Annotated in this window: 18 protein-coding genes; 12 read left to right on the top strand and 6 right to left on the bottom strand. The window is 71.8% G+C overall.

The window, feature by feature from the left end:
- The first annotated feature begins 40 nt into the window (after positions 1-40).
- The gene (gene eno / locus VFC33_00985) at positions 41-1327 is read left to right on the top strand and encodes a phosphopyruvate hydratase (GenBank protein ID HZR11798.1); all 1287 of its coding nucleotides are present in this window, start codon (positions 41-43) and stop codon (positions 1325-1327) included.
- A 4-nt stretch (positions 1328-1331) separates the two neighbouring features.
- Positions 1332-1721 (top strand): septum formation initiator family protein, encoded by a 390-nt coding sequence (locus VFC33_00980; protein HZR11797.1) that lies wholly within the window; start codon positions 1332-1334, stop codon positions 1719-1721.
- Here the strand turns inward: VFC33_00980 and VFC33_00975 are convergent.
- Together VFC33_00975 and VFC33_00970 are read right to left on the bottom strand one after the other, a co-directional pair.
- Positions 1710-2840 carry a HAMP domain-containing sensor histidine kinase gene (locus tag VFC33_00975; protein ID HZR11796.1) on the bottom strand — a complete coding sequence of 377 codons (1131 nt, stop codon included), beginning with the start codon at positions 2838-2840 and terminating at the stop codon, positions 1710-1712. The two genes, VFC33_00980 and VFC33_00975, sit on opposite strands and share 12 nt — an antisense overlap.
- Positions 2833-3522, bottom strand: coding sequence for a response regulator transcription factor (locus VFC33_00970; GenBank protein ID HZR11795.1), 690 nt, complete (start codon positions 3520-3522; stop codon positions 2833-2835). Before VFC33_00970 ends, VFC33_00975 begins: the two co-directional genes overlap by 8 nt.
- A 93-nt stretch (positions 3523-3615) precedes the next feature.
- Between VFC33_00970 and VFC33_00965 the strand changes: the two genes are divergently transcribed.
- The 6 genes from VFC33_00965 to VFC33_00940 all read left to right on the top strand — a co-directional run bounded on the left by VFC33_00965 (position 3616) and on the right by VFC33_00940 (position 9005).
- On the top strand, positions 3616-4581 hold the full coding sequence (locus VFC33_00965; protein ID HZR11794.1) for a D-alanyl-D-alanine carboxypeptidase: 966 nt from the start codon (positions 3616-3618) through the stop codon (positions 4579-4581).
- Positions 4582-4662: 81 nt separating this feature from the next.
- Complete coding sequence (locus VFC33_00960) at positions 4663-5739, top strand: DUF222 domain-containing protein (GenBank protein ID HZR11793.1); 1077 nt, start codon at positions 4663-4665, stop codon at positions 5737-5739.
- A 65-nt stretch (positions 5740-5804) separates the two neighbouring features.
- Positions 5805-6251 carry a DUF501 domain-containing protein gene (locus VFC33_00955; protein ID HZR11792.1) on the top strand — a complete coding sequence of 149 codons (447 nt, stop codon included), beginning with the start codon at positions 5805-5807 and terminating at the stop codon, positions 6249-6251.
- A 23-nt stretch (positions 6252-6274) separates the two neighbouring features.
- Complete coding sequence (locus tag VFC33_00950) at positions 6275-7204, top strand: Ppx/GppA phosphatase family protein (protein HZR11791.1); 930 nt, start codon at positions 6275-6277, stop codon at positions 7202-7204.
- Positions 7205-7487: 283 nt separating this feature from the next.
- The gene (locus tag VFC33_00945) at positions 7488-7874 is read left to right on the top strand and encodes a hypothetical protein (protein ID HZR11790.1); all 387 of its coding nucleotides are present in this window, start codon (positions 7488-7490) and stop codon (positions 7872-7874) included.
- A 30-nt stretch (positions 7875-7904) separates the two neighbouring features.
- A complete protein-coding gene (locus VFC33_00940; protein HZR11789.1) occupies positions 7905-9005 on the top strand; it encodes an alanine--glyoxylate aminotransferase family protein in 1101 nt (366 codons plus the stop codon).
- On the opposite strand, the gene VFC33_00935 is transcribed toward VFC33_00940, so the two are convergent.
- Positions 8994-9635, bottom strand: a complete 642-nt coding sequence (locus VFC33_00935; GenBank protein HZR11788.1) for a helix-turn-helix domain-containing protein — start codon at positions 9633-9635, stop codon at positions 8994-8996. The genes VFC33_00940 and VFC33_00935 overlap by 12 nt on opposite strands.
- A 195-nt stretch (positions 9636-9830) precedes the next feature.
- Between VFC33_00935 and VFC33_00930 the strand changes: the two genes are divergently transcribed.
- A complete protein-coding gene (locus VFC33_00930; protein ID HZR11787.1) occupies positions 9831-10760 on the top strand; it encodes an ABC transporter ATP-binding protein in 930 nt (309 codons plus the stop codon).
- Positions 10757-11533, top strand: coding sequence for an ABC transporter permease (locus VFC33_00925; protein ID HZR11786.1), 777 nt, complete (start codon positions 10757-10759; stop codon positions 11531-11533). The genes VFC33_00930 and VFC33_00925 overlap by 4 nt, the downstream gene beginning before the upstream one ends.
- Positions 11534-11537: 4 nt before the next feature.
- On the opposite strand, the gene orn is transcribed toward VFC33_00925, so the two are convergent.
- Complete coding sequence (gene orn / locus VFC33_00920) at positions 11538-12176, bottom strand: oligoribonuclease (protein ID HZR11785.1); 639 nt, start codon at positions 12174-12176, stop codon at positions 11538-11540.
- A gap of 91 nt (positions 12177-12267) precedes the next feature.
- Here orn and VFC33_00915 point away from each other — a divergent pair, with 91 nt between their 5' ends.
- Positions 12268-12876, top strand: coding sequence for a GNAT family protein (locus VFC33_00915; GenBank protein HZR11784.1), 609 nt, complete (start codon positions 12268-12270; stop codon positions 12874-12876).
- A gap of 4 nt (positions 12877-12880) precedes the next feature.
- Positions 12881-13396: a YdcF family protein gene (locus VFC33_00910; GenBank protein HZR11783.1), complete on the top strand. Its 516-nt coding sequence runs from the start codon at positions 12881-12883 to the stop codon at positions 13394-13396.
- Here the strand turns inward: VFC33_00910 and VFC33_00905 are convergent.
- Both VFC33_00905 and VFC33_00900 read right to left on the bottom strand, forming a co-directional pair.
- Positions 13393-14019, bottom strand: a complete 627-nt coding sequence (locus VFC33_00905) for a hypothetical protein (protein HZR11782.1) — start codon at positions 14017-14019, stop codon at positions 13393-13395. The two genes, VFC33_00910 and VFC33_00905, sit on opposite strands and share 4 nt — an antisense overlap.
- Before the next feature lie 92 nt (positions 14020-14111).
- On the bottom strand, positions 14112-14885 hold the full coding sequence (locus tag VFC33_00900) for an enoyl-CoA hydratase (protein ID HZR11781.1): 774 nt from the start codon (positions 14883-14885) through the stop codon (positions 14112-14114).
- Between the last annotated feature and the right edge of the window lie 114 nt (positions 14886-14999).

The following is a 14999-nucleotide window of genomic DNA, read 5'->3' as shown; positions in this document are numbered from 1 at the left end:
TCACACCAACCACACAGGCATCAGGAGGAGCACCCCGGTCGTGAGCGCGATCGCCGAGGTCACGGCACGCGAGATTCTCGACTCCCGCGGCAACCCGACGGTCGAGGTGGACGTCGAGCTCCTGACCGGCGCGCGAGGCCGGGCCGCCGTGCCGAGTGGGGCGTCTACCGGCGCGCACGAGGCCCACGAGCTGCGCGACGGCGGCGACCGCTACGGCGGCAAGGGCGTGCAGCAGGCCGTCGCCAACGTCGACGGCGAGATCGCCGACGCCGTTCGTGGTCTCGACGCCCTCGACCAACGCCTGGTCGACGCGACGCTCCTCGACGTCGACGGCACCGACAACAAGTCTCGTCTGGGCGCCAACGCGCTGCTCGGCGTGTCGCTCGCGGTCGCGAAGGCAGCGGCCGAGGAGTGCGACATGCCGCTGTACCGCTACGTCGGCGGCGCGAACGCGCACGTCCTGCCGTTGCCGTTGATGAACGTGCTCAACGGCGGCGCGCACGCCGACTCGAACGTCGACCTGCAGGAGTTCATGCTCGCGCCCGTCGGTGCGGCGAGCTTCGCGGAGGCGTTGCGCTGGGGTGCCGAGACGTACCACGCGCTGAAGAAGCTCTTGCACGACCGCGGTCTGTCGACGGCCGTCGGCGACGAAGGCGGCTTCGCGCCCGACCTCCCGTCGAACGAGGAGGCGGTGAAGCTCCTCTTCGAGGCGGTCGAGGCTGCCGGCTACCGACCGGGTGACGAGATCGCGCTCGCGCTCGACACCGCGTCGAGCGAGATCTACCGCGACGGGCGCTATGACCTCGCCGGTGAGGGCAAGCAGTTCACGGCGGCCGAGTTCGCCGACTACCTCGCCGATCTCGTCGACCGGTACCCGATCGTCTCGATCGAGGACGGCATGGCCGAGGACGACTGGGACGGATGGGCAGCGCTGACGCGCCGGCTCGGCGAGCGAGTCCAGCTCGTCGGTGACGACCTGTTCGTGACGAACAGCGAGCGTTTGCAGCGCGGGATCGACGACGGCATCGCGAACTCGATCCTGATCAAGGTGAACCAGATCGGGACGCTGACCGAGACGCTCGACACGATGGCACTCGCCGCCCGGGCCGCGTACACGTCGGTGATGTCCCACCGCAGCGGCGAGACCGAGGACACGACGATCGCCGACCTCGCGGTCGCGACGAATTGCGGCCAGATCAAGACGGGCGCGCTCGCGCGCACCGACCGCGTCGCGAAGTACAACCAGCTGCTGCGCATCGAGGGACAGCTCGGCGAGACCGCCGCGTACCTCGGCGGCGGCGCGCTGGCCCGTCGGGTGAGGGGCTAGCGGCATGCTCGACGCGATCCGGTCGCGCGCCGCGACGCTGCGCGTCGTGCTCGCGTCGTTCGCGCTCGTCGCCGGCATGTTCGTGTTCGTGTTCCCGACCCGCACGTGGTGGTCGCAGCGCCAGCAGGTGAACGACGCGCGCTCACAGCTCGCGCTGCTGCAGCAGCAGAACGACGCGCTCGCCCGCCAGGCCAAGCAGCTCCGCAGCGACGCCGAGATCAAGCGGCGGGCGCGCGAGGAGTTCGGCTACGTGATGCCGGGCGAGCATGCCTACACGGCGATCCCGGCGCCGCCGACCACGACCACGACGACGACCGCGCCGCCCGCGACCACCGCGACGACCGCGACGACAGCGACGACGGCCCCGCCGACGACCGCGAGATCAGGGCGCTGAGACCGGTCGCGCCACCGCGAGACCGGCGGGCGCGGTCGGGAGCTGCACGGTCACGCGCAGGCCCCCGGCGGTCCCGGGTGTGAGGGTGACGGTCCCGTCGTGCGCGCCGGCGATGCTCTGCACGATCGCCAGGCCGAGGCCGACGCCCGCGTGGTCGCGGTGCACGCGCGTGGTGCCGCGCTGGAACGGCTCGACGAGCGTGGCGACCACGGGTGGGGCGAGCTCCTCGCCGGTGTTCTCGACGGTGAGCACCGCGCGCTTCGGCTGGCTACTGGTCGTGATCCGTACGGTGCCTCGTTGCGGCAGGTTGTGGACGATCGCGTTGTGCACGAGGTTCGTGGCCATCTGCAGCAGCAGCGCGTGGGAGCCGATCGTCGGTGTGACGTCGCCCGAGATCTCGATAGTGACCCCGTGTCGTTCCGCGAGCGGGAGGAGCGCCTCCGTGGCCTCTTCCACGACGAGGGACAGGTCGACGCGCTCTCGCGTGAACGACCGTTGGTCGGCCCGGCTCAGTACGAGCAACGCCTCGGTGAGATCGATCGCGCGCCCGTTCACGGCGCGGAGGCGATCGACGAGCTCGTCGGTGTCGCGGTCGGGATCGTTGCGCGCCACGTCGAGCAGGCTCTGCGTGATCGCCAGCGGCGTGCGCAGCTCGTGGGACGCATTGGCCGCGAACCGCCGCTGCTCGGCGACGTGCGCCTCCAGCCGCGCCAGCATGGCGTCGAACGCGTCGGCGAGCTCACGGAACTCGTCCTGACGGCCGTCCAGCTCGATCCGGTGGGCGAGAGATCCGGTCGCGGCCGTGCGCGTCGCGTCGGTGATCCGGGAGAGAGGTGCGAGCATCCGACCCGCGAGGATCCACCCACCCAGGAGACCGAACACCAGCAGGAACGCCAGCACAGCGGCGGCCCGCGGCGCGAAGACGTGCAAGAGGTTGGACCGGACGGGAAAGACGCCGTGGAAGTGGGGGTCGGCCGACTTCAGGAACGCACGGTCGGGGACGTAGCGCAGGAGGAACAGCCACACGGCGGCGAGCAGCAACGCGCCGGCGAGCATGAGGAAGCCGGCGTAGCTGAGGGTGAGCTTGAGCCGAACGCTCAAACCGGGCGCCCTATCCACGATCCGCTCCTTCGCGTCCGTCGTTCGGTCCGGTGTCGATGCGGTAGCCGACGCCCGCCACGGTTGCGATGATCCCGGGTTCGCCGAGTCGTTTGCGCAGCGCCGAGACCGTGATGCGCACGGCGTTGGTGAACGGGTCCGCGTGCTCGTCCCATGCGCGCTCGAGCAGCTCCTCGGCGCTGACGACGCCTCCCTCGGCGTCGACGAGCACCTCCAGCACCGCGAACTGCTTGCGGGTCAGCGCGACGTACCGGCTGTCGCGGTGGACCTCCCGGCGGAACGGGTCCAGGCGCAGACCGGCGATCTCTCGTACCGGTGGCCGGTTGCGCGCGCGCCTGCGGTCGAGTGCTCGCAGACGGAGCACCAGCTCGCGGAGCTCGAACGGCTTCGTGAGGTAGTCGTCGGCGCCGAGCTCGAACCCCGAGGCCTTGTCGTCGAGCCCGTCGGCCGCCGTCAGCATGAGGATGGGCATGCCGGTGCCGGACGCGACGATGCGCTCGGCGATCTCGTCGCCCGACGGACCCGGGATGTCGCGGTCGAGGACGGCGATGTCGTAGCCGTTGACGCCCAGCAGCTTCAGCGCGGTGTCGCCGTCACCCGCGACGTCGGACGCGATCGCCTCCAGGCGCAGGCCGTCGCGGATGGCGTCTGCCAGATAGGGCTCGTCCTCGACGATCAACACACGCGTGGCCGGATGCTAACGACCGGGTGCATATCGCCGGCGTATCGAAAACTGCATACGGGCCGGCAACACGACGCTCCCTTGACTGCACGCGTGACCTCGAGCGCGCCGGCCCGGACGACGACCCCGCGGGTACCCAGGGTCCTCGTCGCCGGCCTGCTCGCCGTCGCGGCCGCGATCGTCGGAGCGCTCGGTTACGCGTCGCGGGCGTCGTCGTCGTCGACGACCGCATCGACCGTCGACGTCCATCGCCGTGCCGACCGCGGTCTGCCCGGCGACGCGCTGCCCAGCACGGTGTGGCCGACAGACGGTCAGGCCGCGTTCGTCGAATCGGCAGCGTCGCAGGTCCACGCCGGCCCGAACCAGCACCCGGCGGCGATCGCCAGCGTGGCGAAGGTGATGACCGCCTATCTCGTGCTGCGCGACCACCCGCTGGGGCCCGGTCAGGACGGCCCGACGATCACGCTCACCGAGGCCGACGTCGCGGACACGATCCGCCGGCGCCGACAGCAGGAGTCGGTCGTGCGGATCGCCGCTGGAGAACGGCTGACCGAACGGCAGGCGCTGCAGGCACTGCTGCTGCCGTCCGCCAACAACATCGCTGCGGTCCTGGCGCGCTGGGATGCCGGCTCGACGGACCGGTTCGTCGCCCGGATGAACGCCACCGCGCAGTCGCTCGGGATGCGCGACACCGTCTACACCGACCCGAGTGGGTACGACGACGCGACGGTGTCGACCGCGGCCGACCAGGTGCGCATCGTCGATCGGGCGATGCGCGTGCCGACGTTCGCGAGCATCGTCGGGACGCCGTCCGCCACGCTGCCGGTCGCCGGCACCGTCCACAACACCGACACGTTGCTCGGACACGGCGGGTTCGTCGGCGTGAAGACCGGCTCGGACGACGCGGCCGGCGGCTGCTTCGCGTTCCAGGCCGTTCGCTGGATTGGCGGCCGGCGGACGACGATCACCGGCGTCGTGTTGGGCCAGCCCGGCCGCGACCAGATCGCGGCGGGTCTCGCAGCCGCCGACGCGATGGTCGACCGCATCGCCGCGCGGTAGGTCACGTGCAGGTCCCCGACCCGCACCGGCTGGTCACCTCGCCCCCGGTTTCTGTCACACCCCTCTCGTATGATCGAACTGATGTTCGGTGTGGCGGAGCGGGTGCTCAGACTGCTGGCGGAGCGGGAGCGGCTGGACGCCGAGCTGCTCGATGCAGCGGGGGCGCTCGACGCGTCCGGCGAGTGGTCCGTGGACGGGACGGCGAGCACGCACGCCTGGTTGGTGCATCACGGTTCGGTGACGAGCCCGGAAGCGTCCCGCCTGGTGCGGGGTGGGCGGTTGGTGCACCGGCACGATCGAACGGCGAAGCGTCTGCACGATGGTGACGTGACGTGCGCGCAGGTCGACGCGCTCGCCCGAGCGGCGCGCGGCCACGAAGACCTGTTCGACGAGCACGAGGAGACGCTGCTCGACATCGCGCGCGATCTGCCGCCCGAGGACTTCCGGATCGTCATGCGCCGGTGGCGGGCGATCGCCGACGACGTCGACGGCGGGGGCAAGGAGCCGGATGCTCCGTGGCGAAAGCGGCGCCTGCACGCGTCGAAGCTGGACGACGGCAGCGTGCACCTCGAGGGCCGGTTGGACCCGGTCGCCGGCGAGGCGTTCCTCACCGCGCTCGACACGTTCACGGATCGGACCGTCGACCCGGACCGCTCACCGGCGCAGCGCCGCGCGGATGCGCTGCACGAGATGGCCCGGCGCGCGCTGGGACGCGCGGTCCCCGTCGAGCTGAACGTCGTCGTCGACGCCGACACGCTCGCCGGGAACATGCCTGCCGATCCGCGCACCGCCCGCTGCGACCTCACGCACGTCGGGCCGGTCGCGCCGAGCACGATCCGGCGCCTCGCATGCGACGCGGTCATCCGCCGCGTCGTGTGCGACCGTCACGGTGAGATCCTCGATCTCGGTCGCCGTACCCGGGTGGTGAGCGCGGCGCAACGCAAGGCCGTCATGCTGCGCGACGGCGGCTGCACCTGGCCGGGTTGTGATCGTCCGCCCGATTGGTGCGACCTGCACCACGACGAGCACTGGGCCGACGGCGGGCCGACCGACCTGGGCAACCTCCGCGCGTACTGCCGCTACCACCACGGCAAGATCCACCACGGCTGGACGATCCACCGACGACCTGACGGCACCACCTGGATCGAACCGCCATGACACCGCGGTGACCGACGTCGCGTCCCGACCGATCCCGACTACTTCGGCTCCTACACTCGTTCGACGTGACTCCTCCCGATGTCGTCGACGACGCCGCCGTGCTGACCGAGCTCCTCGGCCGCCCGCCGCGCGCGGCGTTCGACGTCGTCGTGCGACGCGACGACGGGCGGCCGGTGGTGATCCGCAACGCGCCGCTGCTCGACGACGGCACGCCGATGCCGACGCGGTACTGGCTCGTCGACCGCGATCTCGTCACCGTGGTGTCGCGTCTCGAGTCGGCGGGTGGGGTGCGCGCCGCCGAGTCCGATGTCGATGCCGACGAGCTCGCGCGGGTCCACGAGACGTACGCGCGCGAGCGCGACGCGGACATCCCACCGTCGCACCGCGGGCCCCGTCCACACGGCGGCGTCGGCGGGACGCGGACCGGCGTCAAGTGCCTGCACGCGCACTACGCCTACCTGCTCGCCGGCGGCGACGACCCCGTCGGTCGTTGGGTCGCAGACCGCCTGTGAGCCGCGGGGAGGCCGGCACAACCGTGACCGAGCGGTACGCGGCCGTCGACATCGGCACCAACTCGGTGCGCCTGCTCGTCGCGGACGCCGCCGGCTTGGCGCACGCCGGCCGGCTCGTACCCGTCGAGCGACTCATGCGCATCACGCGGCTCGGCCAGGACGTCGACGCGACGCACCGACTTGCCGACGACGCGATCGACCGCACGGTGACCGTCTTGCGCGAGTACCGCGCCGTGATGGACGACCTCGGCGTGACACGCGCGCGTGCGACGGCGACGAGCGCGGCACGCGACGCGACCAACCGTGAGCAGTTCTTCGCGGCCGGACGCGACGCGCTGGGCGGGGTCCCGCTGGAGCTCTTGCCGGGCGAGGAGGAGGCCCGCCTGTCGTTCCTGGGCGCGACGTCGGGCGTCACCGACCCGCCGCCGTACCTGGTCGTCGACATCGGCGGCGGCTCGACCGAGTTCATCGTCGGTACTGACGGTCCCGACGCGCTCGTGTCGGTGGACATGGGGTGCGTGCGCCTCACGGAGCAGTTCGTCCACTCCGACCCGCCCGCGCCCGACGAGCTGTCGGCACTCGTGTCGGCCGTGCGCGACCACCTCGCCGACGTCGCTCGTGACGTTCCCGGCGTGCGTGACGCGCGGACCGTCATCGGGCTCGCCGGGACGGTGACGACGATCGCGGCGATCGAGATGGGCCTCCCCGAGTACGACGCCGAGAAGATCCACCACTTCAGGCTCGACCGCCGCGCGGCCGAGGACGTCTTCCGCACGCTCGCGACCGAGACGATCGAGCAGCGCCGGCACAACCCGGGCCTTGAACCGGGACGGGTCGACGTGATCGTGGCCGGCGCGGCGATCCTCGTGACGATCATGCGGACGTTCGACGTCGCCGAGCTCGTGGTCTCGGAAGCCGACATCCTCGACGGCCTCGTCCGCAGCCTCGCCTGACCCCGTCCCGGCGGCCATGCCGAGAAGCGCGTCTGCCGTCTTTACGCTCGCGTAGTCCGCGAACATCGCCCATCTCTCGAGGACCGGCCCAACGGCACGAACACCGTGAACTTCGGCGAGTTCGCGCAGGCGATCATCGAGAACGGGTCGATCAATCGCCGCCAACATGAACGACATCGTCAAGTGGGGCCACGAGGGCCGGAGGGTCGGGAGGGTCCACCATCCGGCGGGAGCGCCGCGAAAAACTGCTCACGGAAGCTCAACTCCTGCCGAAAGAGTGGCTATGGAGATCAGCGACTTCACCCGGGCCCTGAGCAGGCTGTCGGGCGACGACCTGCGGGCGGTGGCCGCCTCGATCGAGGCCAACCACCAGTCGGCGGGCGACGAGGTCGACGCCTGGCGGGCGGTGCTCCACATCGATGACGTGCTCCGCAGGACGGGCAAGGCCCGGCAGGCGGCGCTCGCGGCGCACAACGCGACCCGCGCTGTGCTCGCGGTCGCGCAGGGCGTCGAGGCCGTCCCCGACCACGAGGCGACGCGCGTCGCCCGTGCCGCGGCGATGGTCGCCCGCGGGATGGTCGCCGGTGAGGACGCGGCCGGTGACGTCCGTCGTCTCCTGGACGACTGGTCGCCCGTCGTGCGCGACGCCGCGGTCTCCGACGCAGCCTGACGCTCGCGACGCCGCGCGTACGATGCCGCGGTGCCCCTTCCCCTGTCGGAACGTCTGCTCCTCGGTCCCGGACCGAGCAACGTCTATCCCGAAGTGGTGTGCGCGTCGACGCGCCCGCTGCTCGGTCATCTCGATCCCGAGTTCCTCGCGCTGCTCGACGACACTGCGGCGCGGCTGCGCGCCGTGTTCCGCACGCGGAACGCGCTGACGCTGCCCATCAGCGGTACGGGATCGGCCGGCATGGAGGCGTGCTTCGTCAACCTGCTGGAGCCCGGTGACACCGCGATCGTCGGTGTGAACGGCGTGTTCGGCGAGCGCATGTGCGAGGTCGCGCGCCGCTGTGGAGCCGAGGTCGTGCGCGTCGACGAGCCGTGGGGGCGGGCGATCGATCCGGAGCGGCTGATCGACGCGCAGCGCACGCATCCCGAGGCACGGGTGCTCGCCGTCGTCCACGCGGAGACGTCGACCGGGGTGCGCAACGACGTCGCGCCGCTACGGGTCCTGCAGGACACCGGCACGCTCCTGCTCGTCGACACGGTCACGTCGCTCGGCGGGATCCCGGTCGAGGCGGACGAGTGGGGGATCGACGCGTGCTACTCGGGGACCCAGAAGTGCCTCGGTGTGCCGCCCGGGCTCGCGCCGTTGACGTTCTCGGCCCGTGCGGTCGCGCGGCTCGAGGCGCGCGCGACGCCCGTCGCGTCGTGGTACCTCGACCTCGGCCTGATCGGCGCGTACGTCGGCGCGCAACGTCGCTACCACCACACCGCGCCGGTCACCGCGGTGTTCGGGTTGCACGCCGGGCTCGGCGCGCTGCTCGACGAGGGCCTCGAGGCCGCGTGGGACCGTCACGCGCAGGTCGGCGCGATGCTGCACGAGCGCCTTCCCGAGCGCGGGTTCCGGCTGTGCGCGCAGGAGGGTCACCGCCTGCCCGAGCTGACGACCGCGTGGCTGCCCGACGGTGCGGACGACGCCGCGCTCCGCAAGGGACTGCTCGAGCAGTACCAGATCGAGGTCGGCGGCGGGCTCGGTGAGTTCGCCGGCAAGGCGTGGCGCATCGGGCTGATGGGCCACAACGCGCGCGAGCGCAACGTGCTCACCCTGCTCGCCGCGATCGACGACCTACTCGCCTGACGCGAGCTTCTCCGCGATGCGGTCGAACTCGTAGAGCAGGTCGAGCGCGGTGTCGATCGTCGCGTCCGTGACGGCTTCGGGGTCGGCGAGCCGTTCGATCTGCAGCCCGAGCCACACCGCGCGCATCACTTGCGCGAACTCGCGGATCGGATACGGGAATTTCCGGCCGCGAGCCGCGTACTCGCTCTCGATGAAGTGCTCGGCCGCCGCGTGCTCGTACCGGTCACGCGCCGCGAGCTTCGCTCGCCCCTCCGGCGTACGACGCGCGTAGAGCAGGAACTCCAGATAGAGCGCCTGCCACGTGTCGTCCCACATCGCGGCGTCGCTCTTCATCAGCTGTCGGACACGCGGGAGCTGCTCGTCGGACGAGTGCTGCGGCTCCGTGTCGAGGATCTCCTCGATGACCGCGAACGCGCGCTCTGCACGGTCGTCGACGAGCGCGAGGAAGAGGTCGTCCTTGTTCTTGAAGTTCGAGTAGACGGCGCCTTTCGTGAACCCGGCCGTCTTCGCCACCTCGTCGAGCGTCGCGCCGTGGAACCCGTCACGGGCGAAGACGATCGCCGCCGCGTCGAGCAGGTGCCGGCGGGTCATGGCCCGCCGCCGGTCCGGGGTCAACGGCTCGAACGCCACCGATTCCTCCTTGCCGTACCGGTCTTCGTGTTCGATACTCGTCGGTATGCAAACAACTCGTCGGAATCTGTCAGTCCTCACGGTATCCGAAGGGGCGAGGCGGGAGGCGCGCGCCTGGGTCGCCGCCCGGCGGGCGTGGGAGGACCGGCTCGACGAGCTCGAACGGGGTACCCGGCGTCACGGTGGGGCGGCGGCGTGATCCCGCTGCTCGACGTCCGCGGCGTCCGGAAGTCCTACGGCCGGACGGTCGCGCTCGACGGCGTCGACCTGACCGTCGGCGAGGGCACGATCCTCGGGCTGCTCGGCCCGAACGGCGCGGGCAAGACGTCGCTGGTCTCGATCGTGGCCGGTCTGCGCCGACCGGACGCGGGCACGGTCCGCGTCGCCGGCATCGACGTCACTCGCGAGGCGCCGCGCGCCCGGTCGATCATCGGGTACGCGCCCCAGGACACCGGCGTCTACTCGTCGCTCGGCGTCCGGGAGAACGTCCGGTTCTTCGCCGCGCTCGCGGGCCTGCGGCGCGGCGAGCTGCGCGCGCGAGTGGATGCCATCCTCCACGCGCTCGGGCTCGATGAGTTGAGCGAGCGACGCGCGTCGCAGCTGTCGGGTGGTGAGCGTCGCCGCCTCCACACCGCGATCGCGCTCGTGCACCGTCCGCGACTCGTCCTGCTCGACGAGCCGACGACCGGTGCCGACGTCCGCACCCGCGCCGAGATCCTCACCCTCGTGCGCGCGCTCGCCGACGACGGCTCGGCCGTCGTCTACTCGACTCACTACCTTCACGAGATCGAGGAGCTCGGCGCGAGCGTCGCGTTCATCGACCGCGGCCGAGTCGTTGCGCAGGGAGACGTCGCGCGGCTCGTTGCGCACCACGGCACGACCGCATTGGAGCTGACGTTCGACGGCGACGTCCCTCACATCCTTCGCGCGGACGGCGCGCTCGTGGACGGGTCGGTCGCGCGCATCCCGACCGACGACCCCGCGGCGACCGCGGCACACATGCTGCGCGAGCTCGGTTCGGCGGCAGGTTCGCTACGCGGCATCGAGGTGATCCGCCCGAGCCTGGAGTCGGTCTTCCTGAGCATCACCGGCCGCCGGTACGAGAGCGCGGAGCACGCCGCGTGAACGCCGCGCGTCGCGTCGGCGTGCTCGTCGCCCACGAGCTGCGGCTCGCCCGGCGCGACCCGACCGCGATCCTCGTGCTCGTCGTGTTCCCCGTCATCATGATGGCGTTCCTCAAGCCCGTGTTCCGTCCCGCGCTCGTCGAGACCGGTCACGCGCACGCGAACGGGGCCGAGCAGGTCGTGCCCGGGCAGGCCGCGATGGCTGCGTTCTTCCTCGTCTCGATGGTGACGTTCGCGTTCTTCGCCGAGCACGGTTGGGCGACGTGGGACCGGTTGCGGGCGAGCGCGGCGACGCCACGCGAGATCGTGCTCGGCAAGTCGCTCCCGTTCCTCGGGGTCGGCCTGGTCCAGTTCGCGGTCGTGCTCGGTACCGGCGTCGCGTTCTTCGGACTCGATGTCCGCGGCGACGTCGTCGCGCTCGTGCCGTTGCTGACGGCGTTCGTCGCGTCGTTGGTGGTGCTCGGTGTCGCGGTGACCGCGCTGTGCAGGACCGCGCAGCAGGCGAACGCGTTCGGCTACTCCGGCATGGTCGTCTTCGGCGCGATCGGCGGGGCGTTCGTGCCGTTCGCGCTGCTTCCCGCGTGGGCCCGGACGGTCGCGCCCGTGACGCCGACGTACTGGGTGATGCGCGGTCTGCGGGCCGTGATCCTGGACGGCCGCGGGCTCGCGGCGGTCGTCACGCCCACCCTCGTGCTCGTCGGGATGGCGGCGCTGTTCGCCGGTGTCGCCCTGCGCCGTCTGCGCTTCGACGACAAGAAGGTCGGCTGGGCGTGACCGCCTACGACGGTGCCGTCCCGGCCGGGTCACCGTCGGGAGCCCGCAGCATCGCGTCGCGGTAGTACCGCAACTCGGCAATCGAGTCGCGCACGTCGTCGAGCGCGCGGTGTCGCTCGCTCTTGCCCGGCCGACGCCGGTACACGTCCGGGTACCAGCGCCGGCACAGCTCCTTCAGCGTGGACACGTCGATGCTGCGGTAGTGGAGGTGCGCCTCGAGCTCGGGCAGGTAGCGAGCGAGGAACCGGCGGTCCATCCCGATCGTGTTCCCGCACAACGGCGAGGTCGACGCGTCCGGTACGTGCGCGCGGACGTACCCGAGCACCGCGGCGCCCGCGTCCGCGAGCGACGTCGTCGACGCCTCGATCGCGGGCAGCAGGTCCGACTTGGTGTGCATCGCACGCACGAAGTCGCTCATGCGGGCGAGCACCTCGGGCGGTTGGTGCACGACGACGTCGATGCCGTCGTCGAGGGGCTCCAGCGCCGCGTTCGTGACGAGCGCGGCGATCTCGACGATGACGTCGCGGTCGACGTCGAGGCCCGTCATCTCGAGGTCGAGCCACACCAGGCGGTCGGTCGCGGACGAGCTCTCAGGTGATCCAGCGGGCGATCCGGCAGACGATCCGGCGGGCGAGTCGGCCATCCGGCTCACGCTAATCCGCCGGTCTCGTCGCCCGAGCCCCGCCCGTAGACTGCGCCCGCGACACGGGGTCGACCGGCTCGAGGGGTGACGCGTGAAGCTGCACGAAGCACCACTGCTCGTCGGCCGCCGGGTGATGCTGCGACCTCTCAAGGGCTCGGACTGGGAGGCGTGGCACCGCGTCCGGACGCGCAGCCGCGACTGGCTGGAGCCGTGGGAGCCGCTGCCCGAACCCGGCAGCCCGGACCCGGTCACCGACGTCGAGGCGTTCCGGGCCCGCTGCGGCGCGTGGGAGCGCCAGCGGCACTTCGACACCGCGTACGGCTTCGGGCTGTTCCTGCGCGAAGGCGAGTTCGTCGGCGAGGTGAGCCTCGGCAGTGTGCAACGCGGGCCGTTCCAAGGCGCGTTCATCGGGTACTGGGTCGATCGCGACCACGCGGGACAGGGCCTCGTGCCGGAGGGCGTCGTGCTCGTCATGCGGTACGGCTTCGAGCACCTCGGCCTCCACCGGCTCGAGGCGTCGATCGTCCCCCGCAACACCGCGAGCCGGCGTGTCGCGCAGAAGCTCGGCCTGCGCGACGAGGGCACCGCGCTGCGCTTCCTCCAGATCCGTGGCGTCTACGAGGACCACGTGCGGTACGCGATGACGTCGGAGGAGTGGTCGGACCGCCGTCACGAGCTGCTCGAGCGATTCGTCCGGTAGGGACGTGCGCGCCTCGCGCAACGCGCCGCGCGGAAACCGCGTCGGCATCGTCGTCCTCGGCTATCCCGCACGGCGCGACGGGACGCCGCACGCGATCGTCCGTTGGCGTGTGCAGACGGCCGTCGACCTGGCGCGCCGCCACGACGCGGACGTCGTCGTCATGTCGGGCGGCCCGACGCGCGGCGACATCGTCGAGGCCGACGTCATGGTGGTGCTCGCCCGGCAGTTGGGTGTCGACGACGCGCGGCTGCGCGCCGAGCGCACGTCGATGAACACGTGGCAGAACGTCCGTGAATCGGCCCGGTTCGTCCGTGACTGCGACGCCGTGCTCCTCGTCTCGGACCCGATGCACGCGAGACGGGCGCGCCGCTACTGGCACGCGCAGTTCCCCGAGGACGTCGACCGGGTCGATGTCGCCCGCGACCGGACGCCGCTCACCCGGTGGTGGCTGCTCGTGCCCGTGACGGTCTCCGAGTGTGCCATCGCCGTGCACGACCGCGTCCGCAGCCCGCTCTGTTAGTCCGCCGACACGCTGAACGAGTCGACGAAGCGTGTGAACGAGAGGTCGTGTCCCGGCGGCGTCTGCACGCCGTAGACGTAGAGCCGCGTCCCGACGACCACCACGCGTCCGTGGAACGACGCGTCGTGCAGCGCGACGACGAAGTCCCCGCGCGGGTGGCCGTCGACGACCGTGTCGCTGCTCGACCGGAGCGTCCCGCCGAAGCTGCGCGCGGTCGACCCGATCGCGGCGAGGACGACGTCCCGCTCGTGGCCCAGCGCGGCGGCGGGCAGATCGAGGTACGTCACGAGGAAACGGAACCCGCTGTCCGGGTCGCTCTCGTAGGTCGCGCCGGTCATGGGCGTCCCGTCGAACGCGCCGGTGTGCGCCGAGCGGTCGGGCGACGTCGGGAACGCGGCGGCGAAGCCGCCGTCGACCACGCGGGTCGGCGCCGGACGGGCGCCGTGCTCGTAGTGGTCGATCGCGGCGCTCGACGAGGTCGGTCGGAGCGCCTCCACGAGCGGGACGAGCAAGACGATCGCGGCCACGACCGCGATCACGGCCGAGGCGACGCGCGTGGCGACGCGGCGGGCGGGATGCACGCCGGGATCCGTCCACTCGAGCCGCGGGACCCGTGTCGCCACCGCGGCATCGTACCGTTATGTCCGGTTTGAGAAAAGGTTCTGTGAAGCGTCAACCACAACATGTGTGTCTGAGGCTTCAGAGAACGGGAGGGTCAGCGGTCGCGCCGGCGGGACGCGGCGACCCGTGCGGCGAACTCCGGCGCCCGTGCGGAACGCACCTGGCGCTCGAGCTCCATGCGGATCGCGTCGTCGAACGAGCCGAGGAACGGCGCTTCGCGCAGCGACGCCTTCGCCTCCGCGGCCAGGTCCCGCGGGACCTCCGACGCGCGCGCGGCGAGCGCGATCGCGGTGTCGAGCAGCTCGCGGTCGGGGACGCAGCGCCACGCGAGACCGGCCCGCTCCGCGGCGCGCCCGTCGAGCGCCTCGCCGAACAGGACCATCGCGGCCGCGGTCTGCGGGCCGACAGCGCGCTCGAGCAGCCACGTGTGGCCACCGCCCGGGTGCAGCCCCAGGCGCAGGAACCGCGTGTCGAACCGCGCCGATTCCGCGGCGATCCGCACGTCGCACGCGAGCGCGAGGTTGAAGCCCGCGCCGACCGCGGGACCGTTCACCGCGGCGACGGTGGGCAGGCGGGAGTCGCGCACGCGCAGGAACCCCTGGTAGATGTCGCGCAGCCCGCTCGACGTGTCGTGCGAGTCGTCGCGCGCGTCGTCGCCCAGCGCGGCGAGGTTGCCGAGCACCGCGCCGGAGCAGAACGCGGGCGGCGCGCCGGTGACGACGAGCGCGCCGATCGCGTCGTCGTGCTCGGCCTCCTCGCAAGCGCGGACGATGTCGGCCACCAGCTCGTCGGAGAGCGCGTTTCGGCGTTTCGGATCGTCGAGGACGAGCACGAGCACGTTGTCGTGACGTTCGGTCCGCAGCGGCATTCAGTCCACCTGGTGTACGACGGCGGGGGAGTGTCGGAAGAACTGCTCGACGTCGCGCTCGTAGCGGTACTGCGGTCGTGCGTCCCCGACGACGCGCTCGAGCCGGAGCGCCCG

It is taken from the genome of Acidimicrobiia bacterium, from assembly GCA_035651955.1.
Taxonomy (GTDB): domain Bacteria; phylum Actinomycetota; class Acidimicrobiia; order IMCC26256; family JAMXLJ01; genus JAMXLJ01.
The sequence above is the reverse complement of the archived record's forward strand: the minus strand, read 5'-3'. Positions and strand labels throughout refer to the sequence as shown.